The organism is Acinetobacter sp. TTH0-4, assembly GCF_015602665.1.
Classification (GTDB): domain Bacteria; phylum Pseudomonadota; class Gammaproteobacteria; order Pseudomonadales; family Moraxellaceae; genus Acinetobacter; species Acinetobacter albensis.
The window spans coordinates 1878104-1890736 of the sequence record NZ_CP059079.1 but is presented as its reverse complement, the minus strand read 5'-3'; the positions used below and the strand labels follow the sequence as shown (position 1 = coordinate 1890736).

The 12633-nt window shown below is 36.3% G+C and carries 13 protein-coding genes and 1 tRNA gene; 5 read left to right on the top strand and 9 right to left on the bottom strand.

The window, feature by feature from the left end; genetic code table 11:
* Positions 1 to 146: 146 nt before the first annotated feature.
* From mltB to H0S58_RS08825, 5 genes are all read right to left on the bottom strand, one after another.
* The gene (gene mltB / locus H0S58_RS08845) at positions 147 to 1148 is read right to left on the bottom strand and encodes a lytic murein transglycosylase B (protein ID WP_195726315.1); all 1002 of its coding nucleotides are present in this window, start codon (positions 1146 to 1148) and stop codon (positions 147 to 149) included.
* Positions 1149 to 1623: 475 nt separating this feature from the next.
* Entirely contained in the window at positions 1624 to 2274 is a 651-nt protein-coding gene (locus tag H0S58_RS08840; RefSeq protein ID WP_195726314.1) for a hypothetical protein, read from the bottom strand.
* A gap of 25 nt (positions 2275 to 2299) precedes the next feature.
* Positions 2300 to 3115: an NADPH-dependent 7-cyano-7-deazaguanine reductase QueF gene (gene queF / locus H0S58_RS08835; RefSeq protein WP_195726313.1), complete on the bottom strand. Its 816-nt coding sequence runs from the start codon at positions 3113 to 3115 to the stop codon at positions 2300 to 2302.
* Positions 3115 to 3888: an ABC transporter permease gene (locus tag H0S58_RS08830; RefSeq protein ID WP_195726312.1), complete on the bottom strand. Its 774-nt coding sequence runs from the start codon at positions 3886 to 3888 to the stop codon at positions 3115 to 3117. The genes queF and H0S58_RS08830 overlap by 1 nt, the downstream gene beginning before the upstream one ends.
* Complete coding sequence (locus H0S58_RS08825) at positions 3885 to 4820, bottom strand: ABC transporter ATP-binding protein (RefSeq protein ID WP_092717866.1); 936 nt, start codon at positions 4818 to 4820, stop codon at positions 3885 to 3887. Before H0S58_RS08825 ends, H0S58_RS08830 begins: the two co-directional genes overlap by 4 nt.
* Positions 4821 to 5008: 188 nt before the next feature.
* Between H0S58_RS08825 and H0S58_RS08820 the strand changes: the two genes are divergently transcribed.
* A tRNA-Arg gene (locus tag H0S58_RS08820) sits at positions 5009 to 5084 on the top strand.
* Between the two features lie 466 nt (positions 5085 to 5550).
* On the opposite strand, the gene H0S58_RS08815 is transcribed toward H0S58_RS08820, so the two are convergent.
* The gene (locus H0S58_RS08815) at positions 5551 to 5781 is read right to left on the bottom strand and encodes a DUF2171 domain-containing protein (RefSeq protein WP_092717894.1); all 231 of its coding nucleotides are present in this window, start codon (positions 5779 to 5781) and stop codon (positions 5551 to 5553) included.
* Between the two features lie 748 nt (positions 5782 to 6529).
* Here H0S58_RS08815 and H0S58_RS08810 point away from each other — a divergent pair.
* Entirely contained in the window at positions 6530 to 6748 is a 219-nt protein-coding gene (locus H0S58_RS08810) for a hypothetical protein (protein WP_053579954.1), read from the top strand.
* Positions 6749 to 6913: 165 nt separating this feature from the next.
* On the opposite strand, the gene H0S58_RS08805 is transcribed toward H0S58_RS08810, so the two are convergent.
* Both H0S58_RS08805 and H0S58_RS08800 read right to left on the bottom strand, forming a co-directional pair.
* Positions 6914 to 7552 (bottom strand): hypothetical protein, encoded by a 639-nt coding sequence (locus tag H0S58_RS08805; protein ID WP_195726311.1) that lies wholly within the window; start codon positions 7550 to 7552, stop codon positions 6914 to 6916.
* Between the two features lie 89 nt (positions 7553 to 7641).
* Positions 7642 to 8340, bottom strand: coding sequence for a DUF3820 family protein (locus H0S58_RS08800; protein ID WP_195726310.1), 699 nt, complete (start codon positions 8338 to 8340; stop codon positions 7642 to 7644).
* A 373-nt stretch (positions 8341 to 8713) separates the two neighbouring features.
* Between H0S58_RS08800 and H0S58_RS08795 the strand changes: the two genes are divergently transcribed.
* From H0S58_RS08795 to rnk, 3 genes are all read left to right on the top strand, one after another.
* Positions 8714 to 9940: an alpha/beta hydrolase gene (locus H0S58_RS08795; RefSeq protein ID WP_195726309.1), complete on the top strand. Its 1227-nt coding sequence runs from the start codon at positions 8714 to 8716 to the stop codon at positions 9938 to 9940.
* 153 nt (positions 9941 to 10093) lie between these two features.
* A complete protein-coding gene (gene glyA / locus H0S58_RS08790) occupies positions 10094 to 11347 on the top strand; it encodes a serine hydroxymethyltransferase (RefSeq protein ID WP_053579958.1) in 1254 nt (417 codons plus the stop codon).
* Positions 11348 to 11512: 165 nt separating this feature from the next.
* On the top strand, positions 11513 to 11917 hold the full coding sequence (gene rnk / locus H0S58_RS08785; protein ID WP_195726308.1) for a nucleoside diphosphate kinase regulator: 405 nt from the start codon (positions 11513 to 11515) through the stop codon (positions 11915 to 11917).
* Between the two features lie 182 nt (positions 11918 to 12099).
* Here rnk and slyD read toward each other — a convergent pair whose 3' ends face one another.
* Complete coding sequence (gene slyD, locus H0S58_RS08780; RefSeq protein WP_053580321.1) at positions 12100 to 12582, bottom strand: peptidylprolyl isomerase; 483 nt, start codon at positions 12580 to 12582, stop codon at positions 12100 to 12102.
* Between the last annotated feature and the right edge of the window lie 51 nt (positions 12583 to 12633).

Here is a 12633-nt window from a genome sequence, read left to right as displayed (position 1 = left end):
TTAAAATAATTACAAAAAGCACAGAAATATAACGTTTTACGGTTAAAAAATAATCAATATTGTAACATTTTATTAAAATAGCGCATTATGTGCGCTATTTTGCATAAAAAATGATTGACTTTTGTGTTCTTTAGTAAAACGTGTGTTTATCGGCTCGCAATTTCAGTGCCTAATTGCCACACTGCTGTGGCATACATACGACTTTTATTGTAGGTCGTAATCACTTGAAAATTAGGGTAAGTAATGTAGTAAATAGCCCCATAACGTTCTTGCAGTTGAATGATATTGACCATGTCTAAATCATCAATTTTAACAATAGGATTGATGGGACTAATATTCTGATTTTTAAGAATGCCATAAGGGGTAGGTTGTTCTAAGTTTTTAGCAATTACTGACTCAGGACTGTTCCCTGTATAGCGTGCAGCGAATCCAATCGGTTGATTACGTTGCCAACCATGTTGGGCTAAATAATTTGCAATTGAACCAATTGCATCGACTGCAGAATTTCTCAAATCAATATGTCCATTGCCGTCATAATCAACACCAAATTTAGGAATATTACTCGGCATAAATTGAGGGTAACCAATCGCACCTGCATAAGAACCCACCACGGATTGTGTAGGCACATCATCTTTATATGACCAAGCAATCAGTGCAGAAAGTTCATCTTGAAAATATTGAGCGCGGCGTTCGTATCCAAACCCTAAAGTTGCTAAAGCATCACGGGTAATAAAATTCCCTTTATTGGCACCAAAACCAGTTTCTACACCTAAAATTCCAAGAATAATAGATTGAGGTACGCCAAATTGCTGCTCGGCACGATTTAAGGTGTCTGCATATTGATTTTTAAAGCGTATGCCGCGTTGAATGGTTCCTTCGGCCATAAAATTGGTTTTATATTCGTACCACGGTTTGCTTTCGCCTGGACGATTCATAATATTGATAATATTGGGTAGGTTTTTAGAACCATTCATTGACCAGTCTACTTGCTGTGCAGTCAGACCATAAGTTTGCATGGTTTTCTGTTTAAAACTGTTGTAGCTAGGGTGATTATAAAAATCATTGGCCTGACAGAAACTGGTAATAGAAAAAGCACCACAAAGCAAAGAAAAACGCTTAATCTTGTTATAAAAGTGAATATTTAACATATTGCTCGAAGTTCCAAAAACATGATTTGTGTACGATTAGAGAGTGCGACGCTAAAAACAGCGATTAAGGTCAAAAATTACTTCAATAATAAAGTGTAGACATACAGCCAGAATCTATATAAGAAGTAACATATCATCGACTAGTAGAGGATTAACAAATCGTCATATAAAAAACCACAAAGCGCATCTATTGATGAAGAATGCTAAATGATTATGAAGTCAATTTAAATGTAGCTATAAAATTTTAAGATAAAAATTCGACCTTATAATGCTAAAAGTCCAATTTATAGAATTCAACAGATCAGTAAATTAAACATTTTATATTTCAAGTTAATGATCCAGTTAACTAAGCTGCTATTTATTCAATCAAATAGAGCGAATTTAAAAAAAATAATTAAAATACGATAGGCAATAATGACATTTTTATTTCAATAAAAAACCTAGCAAAAGCTAGGTTTTTTAGGTTTAGACATGGTTATACATGAAATAAAGTATCATGATATTCGGCCAGTTGCTTTAATTCTTCCTTGTTCAAATTGGGAATAATTTTATTCACAGCAATATGAACGGCTTTGGTCACAGCAGCAGCGCCAATATCAGCTGCTTTACGCTTAATCATACCTAAATCAAGGGTTTTGTTAAAGTCACTCATAAAGTGACGTACAGTCGCTTCAGCGAACTGTTTGTAAAGTTCGGTTAAAACTGCTTTATCAACTTCATTGCCAGCTTTAATTTCTGCAAAACTATTTTTAAGATTGATGACTAAACTTGCATCTAAAGGTTCACCGACGCGGAAATTACCATCTGTATCTTTAAATAAGCTTCTTTCAGAAAATTCGATCGATTTTTTTACCACATCATTTGAAGATTTTCCGAGTAACTGTTTCAGTAACACCGCAACAGTTGATTTGATATAACCTGCAAGTTTCTCTGCGGTATCGCGTTTATCGCTAGGTGGAAAACGACGAACCAGTTCAGTCAAAACGGCATCAATAATTTCGTCATTGATCAGTAAGGCTGTTTTATCACGTAAGGGATAAAGGGGTTCACTCGAATTTTTCTTTTCCTGACCTGTTTGAATACTGGCTAATAGTTCATCAGAAGGGATAAAACCAAAAAAGGGCATGTTTAAAACCTCATTGTTCTTTATTTTACTGTCGCGCCAAACGAATGGGGCGAGGCATCCATGTGAAATCTGAAACACGACAAGGATTAATATCTAATCCACCACGACGTGTATAAGTTGCATATACCATCAGCTTTTGTGGCGCAAAAAATTGCCAAAGATCTGCAAATATTTGTTCCACACATTGCTCGTGAAAGCCATTATGCTGACGATAGGAAATAATATAAGCTAAAATACTGCGATAACAAGGTTTTTTGCCCTGATAGCGAATAAAAACTGTACCCCAGTCTGGTTGTCCCGTTACAGGGCAGTTACTCCGAAGCAAATGTGAATACAGTTGTACTTCGACATGTTCGCTATTTTCTGTATCAAACTTTAATAGTGTCGAATCTGGATGATTTTCTAAACGTTCAGGAAGCAAGTCATCAATATTAATGCCTTCAGGTTTTGAAACCTCTAAGTCATCGGCTTGGAATAGACTCAGGCTGACGGCTGCACCTGCCGCCGCAGATAAATCTTTTTCTACGACGCTAATGAAAGTTTCTTTAGAGTCAAATTCGGTAAAGTTCATACTGTTAAAATAGAGTTTTAACGATTTTGATTCGAGCAAATTGGGAGAGGTTGCAGGTACTGAAATGCGACCAATGGCGACTTGGGGAATACCCTGTGGATTTAGCCAAGAAATTTCAAAAACATGCCACCAATCCTGCCCTTGTTGAATGCCTTCAATATGTGCATATTTTTCACGTGATTGAGCACGTGCAATAGCAAATAAAATATCTGGTTGATATTGAGTTGGATAGTGAGTGTCTTTACCGAGTAAAGAAAGTTCTACAGTCATTATTCACGCATTCCTGAACCACGAGACAGTAAATAGTAAGCAATACCGTAAAGTGCAATACAACAGCAAGTAATCACACTTAATGAAATAGACACATTAACATCGCTGTGTCCCAGAATACCAAAACGGAAAGCATTGACCATATATACGATCGGGTTAATTAAAGAGAGATTTTGCCAAAATGGCGTTAAAGCACTAATCGCATAAAATACCCCACCTAAATAAGTAAGTGGTGTTAGCACAAAGGTTGGAATAATTGAAATATCGTCAAAGGATTTGGCATAAACTGCATTAATAAGACCGCCTAAAGAAAACAATAGCGAGGTAATTAAAACGGTATAAATCGTTACAAACCAATTGTTAATGTAAAGGTCGGTGAAAAACAGGCTCATTGCAGTCACAATAATACCGACCAAGACCCCACGACAAACCCCGCCAATCACATATCCCCAAAGAATCATGTGTAAAGGCACAGGACTCATAATCAGTTCTTCAATGCTTTTTTGAAACTTGGCACTAAAATAACTGGAAGACACGTTGGCATAACTATTGGTAATCACTGCCATCATAATTAAGCCAGGTACGATAAACTGCATGTAGCTGAAACCGCCCATTTGCCCAATACGAGATCCGACCAAATTACCAAAAATCACGAAATAAAGACTCATGGTGATGGCAGGTGGAAGCAACGTTTGTGGCCAAATACGCATGAAGCGGCGTACTTCTTTATGTACCAAGGTATAAAGTGCTACGCATAACTGATTGAAATTCATGACGTAGCTCCTTCAAGATTTTTTTCAACCATTTTTACAAACAATTCTTCAAGTCGATTCGATTTAGTGCGCATGCTGGCTACTTGTATGCCTTGAGCTTCTAACAGTTGGAATAGCTCATTTAAAGTGTGAGCTTTGTCCATAGTGACTTCTAAGGTGACAGAGTCAATCAAATTAAAACGTACGCCAATAATATCGATATGAATCGGTTGAATAGGTTCAACTAAATCGAAAATGAAGGATTCCTCACTCAGCTGATTGAGGAAAGATTTCATACTGGTATCTTCCTTAATCACGCCTCGATCAATAATCGCAATACGACGGCACAGCATTTCAGCTTCTTCTAAGTAGTGGGTGGTTAAAATAATAGACGTGCCTTGCTCATTCATTTCAGTAAGGAAATCCCACATGGAACGACGCAATTCAATATCTACACCCGCAGTAGGTTCATCTAAAATGAGTAACTTAGGTTGATGCATCATTGCTCGTGCGATCATCAAACGTCTTTTCATGCCCCCAGACAGCATTCGGGCCTGAACGGCACGTTTATCCCAAAGTCCCAGTTTTTCTAAATATTGTTCGGCACGTTGTTCGGCAATTTTTTTGGGAATTCCGTAGTACCCAGCTTGAGTAACTAAAATATCAAAGGTTTTTTCGAATTGACCGAAATTAAATTCTTGTGGAACAACGCCTAAGCATTGTTTGGCATTAGATGGATGACTATCCAAATTATGTCCAAAAATTTCAACCGTACCCGAAGTTTTCTTGGTCAGTGAGCTAATAATGCTGATGGTGGTAGATTTACCTGCGCCATTGGGTCCAAGAAGGGCATAAAACTCACCTTCAGGCACAGTTAAGTCAATTCCTTTAAGTGCCTGAAAACCATTTCGATAAGTTTTTGATAACTCTCTCAAGGTCAATGCATCAGTCATAAAATTCTCACAGAGTGAATAATATGGGTATTGTGAGTGATCTTGCATAATAAACCAAGTAATTCAGGTGGAATTCTGCGTTTCAATATTGAGATATTGTTTAAACTATAAGCACAAAAGATGAATCACTTTATATAGTTGCTTTACCTTGTAGTTTTTTTTGTTATGATGTGCGCAATCCAAAAGAAGCGGCCATAGCTCAACTGGATAGAGTACAGGTCTCCGAAGCCTGTGGCGTGGGTTCGAGTCCCGCTGGCCGTACCATCTTTGTGTTTTATCACCTCTAGAAACATCTAAAATAATTTAAGAATAATAAATTTATGCTAAGTGAGGATCTGTGTTGTCCAATACCTTGTTAGGTTGTCGTGAAAAAACACCTAAATGAAGTTAGCAGTCTGATAGATATGAAAATACAATTTGCACTACTCAATATGCTTTATCAAATAAAAATGTAAACGTTGAATTTTTTAAGCTTATTTAAATTGAAGACATAATTCTAATATAAGGTCTACTTAAATGAATGAATCGTTTTAGATCTACTGCTTATTTATTCGATAGACTTTATTGAGTTAATTTCTTTATTTTTTATCACGTTTTAATAAAATAAATTAATTTTATAATAAACCAAACTAAAAAAAGACTGATTTCTATTTATTATAGAAATCAGTCTTAGAGTTTATTTATCTATTCCATATTTTTGATAAGAATAGATTAAATAGAGATTTAAAAATTATGCTTCAATCCAAGTATCTTTTACTTCTTGAGAGTCTTTATTTAAAATGACTTTTCCGTCTCGAATTTCACCTATCCAAGCAGAAGGAATCAAATGATGCTTACCATCGCCATGTTTGGTTAATTTAATATCTGAACCTTGAACATGATCTACATCACCCACTTTCGTACCACAAGCTGCAATAACGTTTGAATGTTCTTTAATATCTGTAATATTAATAGCTGTCATGTTGTACCTCTATAGAATGTATATTGGTTAAGAACAGCATTTAAGGTATATCATTTAAAAAATAAAGGGGAGAATAATAAAATAAGGCATACAAACAATAATGAAAAATTACTTTGTATGTCTGAGTTAAGTTTCATTATTTTATTGTAATAAGCATAAGAATATAAAGAGCACTTTTAAATTTTAAAATTAAGGGCTGGACAAAAAATAAACGTAATTTTTTTATTTTAAATTTCTATAAAATCATATTAATTGATTCAATAAAAAGATAAATATTTAATTTTAATGCAATTTAGTGTTTTTAGTTTTTGATCTTCAAGGATTACACAATAAGAATTTTATTGGATTGATGTGTATAAATGTTGAACGCTATTGCATAGGAAAAAATAAAGTTATATATTGATCATACAGTAGGTCGTTACAGACGCTACGATGAAGTTGGACGGATCAATGACAGCTCGTTGAGTTTATAACCTTAAGGGTTAAACAATAAATCAGCACTAGCCTTCCAACATAAAAGCCCGCAGAAATGTGGGCTTTTTTATTGTGCACCCATTTGAATGATTGATTTTTTGTTATTTATATTTAAAATTTATAAGATATCTTGTTTTCCTAAACAAAGAAAAAAACGTCATTAAGTGTTATAAAAAATTACATTGCCAAAAAATCTAACATTTTAAATGATGGTCTTTAAAATATCTTGTGCTATAAAAAAGATCAATTAAACACAAGAATAGGGAGTTCCAAAATGACGAAAATGATAGAGATAAAGGTCAAAGATCAATTTAGTGAAATACACGAAGTTCAAGCTTTACTTCGAGAAATTCCTCAACAAGCTGAATTGAATCAACTCTCATTGTTTCAGCGGATTGAACATATAGTCGTAAAGGGTGAAACCATTCGTCCCAGTATTGAATTACTATTTGAAAGTCGCCAGTCGGATAGTATCTATCGTGTGGTTGAATAGTTTTAAAATTAATTTAATATCATCAAAATAGAAATTGAGTTCATAAAATAATTTTTGAAATAAATCAATTATTAAAATAAAGCGTTTTTTTTTATTTTTTATATAAGAATAACTCGCTTAATTAAATAATAGATTCAGCTGATCTCAAAAATCAAACTATGCATGCTATGAACTCATAATTTTTTGTAGTGAAAAATTGATTTGCTTTAAATGAAAATTTAACTCATTCGATGAAATTCGACTTTCTTGTAATGTCGTAATCCACTGCATTTGACATAATTTCAATTGCGCTAAATCAGAAGCCTGTAAAATACGATTAATCAGTTGTTTGGCCATTAAGCCACAATTTTGTTGGAGTAGCTGTGCCATCAACTGCTTTACTTCGTCAAAACCCAAAGTATGTAATTTGATTTCTAATGGGTGATGAGTGTCTGTAATGGAAAGATCAGCCTGAATTTCAGGACTAAGATTGTCGTTGACTCGAGGCGTGATAATCGCATCGGTCATGTTTTCTTGATTTTTTTTGATTAACTGATTTGGATGAGTAATCTCACTTGCAGATTCGAAGCTCTTTAAGATGCTTGAAGAATTAACATGTGAAGGAGCGTCATCAGCAATCAATCCCAAATTGATTAATTGCTCCAATAATTCTCGTGAGGCAATACGTTGTTTAAACTGTTCATTGAGTAGATCAAAATCTTCTGTACCAATGAGCAGTAAAAGCCGTCGTTGTCGAGCATTCAAATTCATAGAACGCTGTTTTAAACTTTCAATGCCTAAATCGGTTTTATAATACTGAGACATTGCTTAATTTACTCCCCCAAAATAAATTCAAGCAGATTGTAGGGGATAAATATGACAATATGATTTAAAAAATATTACAAATCAAAAGATTATAAATTGAAAAGATTGGTGTTCTGTATCGCTTTACGCAGGTAGGGATCTAAATCTTCTTGGCGAAGCAGCCATTGCATATAATCAGCAGGCAAATCAGCAATCGCTGAACCGCGATGTTTACCAAAATTGATTGTGCGAGGAATACGCGCATCTTCGGACGCCGCATAGAGTGCCTCAATATTTTGAATTTTTAAATGATAAATTTGATGCATCAAAATATTTGCCGTTAAAATAATATCCATGTCTGCACGATGGGCTTTTTTAATCATCTCACGTGCTTTTTCACTGCCTTTAGAAATCATATAAATGAGTGCTGAAATATTATGTGCTTCAGCTTCGGGCCAAACTAGTCGTGCAAGGGCGAGGGTACAGATTGCTTTAATATTCGAGGTATCGATACCACATTTTGCAATTGCACGAATGTCATAATCAATATTATGACCAATGATATAGGTGGTGTTTTCTGGAAGCTGAAACGTGGTGTAGTGGGGTTGACCTACCAACTCCGATTCTAAAATATGATGAACAGCCATTGCTGCATAAGAAATCGGCTCATCTACACTGAAAAATTGATCAAAAATTTGGGTTTTATCTAGTGTGAGTTTGCCTTCATTCACTTGTATCGGTGCATAAGCAATTTCAATCGGTTGACCATTTAGGGTATGGGTTTCGGTGTCGAGAATAATGGCTTGCATCGCTGATCACATGTGGAAGATGACTAAAACGTCAATTTATCATTTGCATGGAACATTAACAAATGAAAGACCTATAAATGTTACTGCTTTGGCCTTTAGATGATGAAAATATAGCTTAATAACGAAATGTGTATAGATCAGATCAAATTTACATTTTATCAAATAAGATAATCATCCATTTCTGCGAAATCGTTATTTTGAGCTAAATCGCAACTTTTTACGAAGTGTTAATTCAATTTTAAAAACAAAAAACTTTAAAGCGTCTTATTTTTCGCAAAATGTGTAATTGTTCTGTCACCCTATTGTGTTAGCTGCGAATACATGCAATAAAATTCAAATAAATATTTAAAAACAAAAACCAAGGAAGTTAGGGATGAATAAACATGTATTAACGGTTTTAATGAGCAGCGCATTTTTACTCACTGCCTGTGGTGGGGATGATGATTCTATTGTATTTGATGATGGAATACCCAAAAACAATATTGATAAGCCTTTTGTGACCTCAACTGAATATACACAAGATGGAATGTCTGAAATTGCAGCAGAAAGTCGCGTAATGACATATAAAATGTTGGGTGTAGATGGAACCGAAACTCAAGCAACAGCACTCGTTTTTGTGCCTAAAACTGCTGCACCGGCAGGCGGGTGGAAAACGATTGTGTGGGCACACGGAACGACAGGTGTAGCCGATAAGTGTGCACCCAGTCAACAGGGTTTAAAGGGTACGCAATATTTATTACAACAACTTCTTGCACAAGGCTATGTCATTGTAGCACCCGATTATGAAGGTTTGGGAGAGCCGGGCGGTAAGGAGTCACATCCTTTCCTCAATGTTAAAAGTGAAGCCTATTCTATTACTGATGCCGTTGTTGCAACCAGAGATTATTTAAGTCGCCAAGGTAAATTGGTCTCAAAAGATTGGTTGGCTATTGGACATTCACAAGGTGGACAGGCTGTTCTTGGTGCGGCTCAATATGCATCACGGGCACAATTAAATTATAAAGGAACCATTGCGGTTGCTCCGGCATCAAACCTTGCAGCTATATTACAAGGCGGTGAAAATGCAGTTAACAATCAACCTGCAGATATACAAATACCTGTTTTAGCACCTTTGGATACTTTTACGAGCTTAATCGTTGCTGGCATGCAAGGGCATAAAATTTCAGTCAATTATGCTCAGGTCTTTAAACTACAAACTGCAGCACTTGCACCTATTGCAGAACAAGAATGTTCTGATACAGTAGGACTTGTTTTGGCTAAAGGAATGCAAGATTATGCTTCTATGCCTGAACATTTGAATTCATTAGAGGGTTATGGACGAAATCAGGATAACTTTATGTCTATACCTGTTATTCAAAACTTTTTAGTTAAAGATTCACAACCCTTATCAGAAAGAGTTTCTACGCCATTGATCATTTATCAAGGTGGAATCGATCAGACTGTACCTAAAGCGGCTACAGATTTATTAAAAGCAACAGCTGAAGCGAAAGGGATGACAATTCAATACAAGGTAGATCCAAATTTCGATCATACGACTGTTTATACCAATAACTTTGCCAATTTTATCAAAGATATAAATACATTAATGCCAAGTAAATAACTTGAATGAAATAAAAAGCTTATGGTTTTGTTAAACATAAGCTTTTTTATTTGGAAACTACACAAAGTTCACTCCCGATATTTATAAACTTCATGCTACAATACGCGCCAATCTTAGCACGGCTTAAAAGCCCTAATTCATAGGACCTCGCTAATGTTTGCCAATATCTCAATTGCTGAATTTGATCCAGAAATCGCGCAAGCAATCACAAAGGAAGATGCTCGCCAAGAAGCGCACATCGAACTGATTGCATCTGAAAACTATTGCTCTCCAGCAGTTATGGAAGCGCAAGGTTCAAAACTTACTAACAAATATGCAGAAGGCTACCCAGGCAAACGCTATTACGGCGGCTGTGAATATGTAGATGTGATTGAACAATTAGCCATCGACCGTGCTAAAGAATTGTTCGGTGCGGACTATGCAAACGTACAGCCACATGCAGGTTCACAAGCAAACTCTGCCGTATATTTAGCCCTATTAAACCCGGGTGATACTGTTCTAGGGATGAGCTTGGCACACGGTGGTCACTTGACTCACGGTGCAAAAGTAAGCTTTTCTGGTAAAACATATAACGCAATTCAGTACGGTTTAAACACTGAAACTGGCGAAATTGATTATGAAGAAGTTGAACGTTTGGCTCTAGAGCATAAACCACGCATGATCGTTGCGGGTTTCTCTGCATATAGTCAAATTGTAGATTGGCAACGTTTCCGTGATATCGCAGATAAAGTTGGTGCGTACCTATTTGTAGATATGGCGCATGTGGCAGGTCTAGTTGCTGCGGGTGTTTATCCAAGCCCAGTGCAAATTGCTGATGTAACAACCACAACGACACATAAAACACTTCGTGGCCCACGTTCAGGCTTAATCCTTGCAAAAGCCAACGAAGAGATTGAGAAAAAACTTCAATCTGCTGTATTCCCGGGTAACCAAGGCGGTCCATTGGTTCACGCGGTTGCAGCGAAAGCGATTTGCTTTAAAGAAGCTATGGCGCCTGAATACAAAGAATATCAAAAACAAGTGGTCATTAATGCTAAAGCGATGGCTGAAGTATTAATTGCACGTGGGTATGATATCGTTTCTGGTGGTACAGAAAACCATTTATTCTTATTGTCATTGATTAAACAAGATGTGACAGGTAAAGAAGCAGATGCTTGGTTAGGCGCAGCTCACATTACTGTGAACAAAAATGCTGTACCGAATGATCCACGTTCTCCATTCGTAACTTCGGGTATTCGTATTGGTACACCAGCTGTTACCACGCGTGGTTTCGGTCAAGCGGAAGTCAGTGAATTGGCAGGTTGGATTGCTGATATTCTAGATGCGAAAGGTGATGAAGCAGTGATCAATACTGTGAAAGCAAAAGTTGAAACGCTTTGCGCTAAATTCCCTGTTTACGCAAACTAAGTAAACACTTGAGAAGGCTCCCTCAAGGGGGGCTTTTTTTTTATATAGTGAAAAGTGATATTCTCAAAGATTATATTTCTGCTATAACAGAATAATATCTCATACCAAATATAAATCATTTTGCTGTTGCTCTAATGACATCTTTCATTCAAAGGAATCAGGTAAATGGCTAAACCCGCAATTATTATTTCTCAGCAAGATTTACAACGTTTAGAAACGATGCTTGAGCATCAATCGAAATTGACGCCAACGATGCAACATCTTGAAGATGAGTTGGCTCGTGCTGATGTGGTTGCTCCGCAAGAGATACCTGGAAATGTAGTCACCATGAACGCGCGCGTAAAAATAACGATTGCACCTGCCAATGAACCTACAGAAATTATTTTGGTTTATCCACATGATTTCCGCGGGGATAAAGGGCAGGTCAATGTGCTTGCACCAGTGGGTGCAGCAATTTTGGGACTGTCCGAAGGACAAGAAATCGAATGGCCACAACCAGATGGTCATTTAATGAAGGTTAAGATTGAAAAAGTGTTGTATCAACCAGAGCGTGAAGGCGATTATCTATAATGATAATATCGAATCATGTAGATGCTAAAAAGCACTTTAAGTTTTTGATTTAAATGATGTGTTGATTAAAAATAAAATTTATGATGATTTGATTTATTTTAAATCGAATGAAAGCTGTACTATTTTTAAAATCATAAAAAAGGCAAAGTAAAAACTTTGCCTTTTTTTGATCTGTAAAGATCTTAGTGGTGATGACCACCTGCGCCGTGTACGTGACCATGTTCTAATTCTTCAGCAGAAGCTTCACGAATTTCAACAATTTCAACTTCAAAAGTTAAATCTTGACCAGCAAGTGGGAAGTTTGCATCAACAACGATGTTTTCGCCTTCAACTGCTTTAACAGTCACAATTTGAACGCCGTCATCAGTTTGCGCTTGGAATTGCATACCCGCTTGGATATTGTCCACACCTTGGAACATTTGTGCGGGAACTTCTTGAACTAATTCTGGGTTGTATTCGCCATAACCTTCAGCAGCAGGAACGTTTACAGTGAATTTTTCACCAACAGTTTTGCCCAATAAAGCGTTTTCTAAACCTGGGATGATGTTACCTGCACCGTGCAAATATGCAAGTGGCTCACCTTGTGATTGGTCGAGAGTTTCGCCCTCTGCGTTAGTCAACGTGTAGTGGAAAGAAACCACGAGGTCATTTGCAATAGCAGTCATGTCATTGATCCATTCAATTTTTAAAGGGTACATCATAAAGTGAAAAGCAGT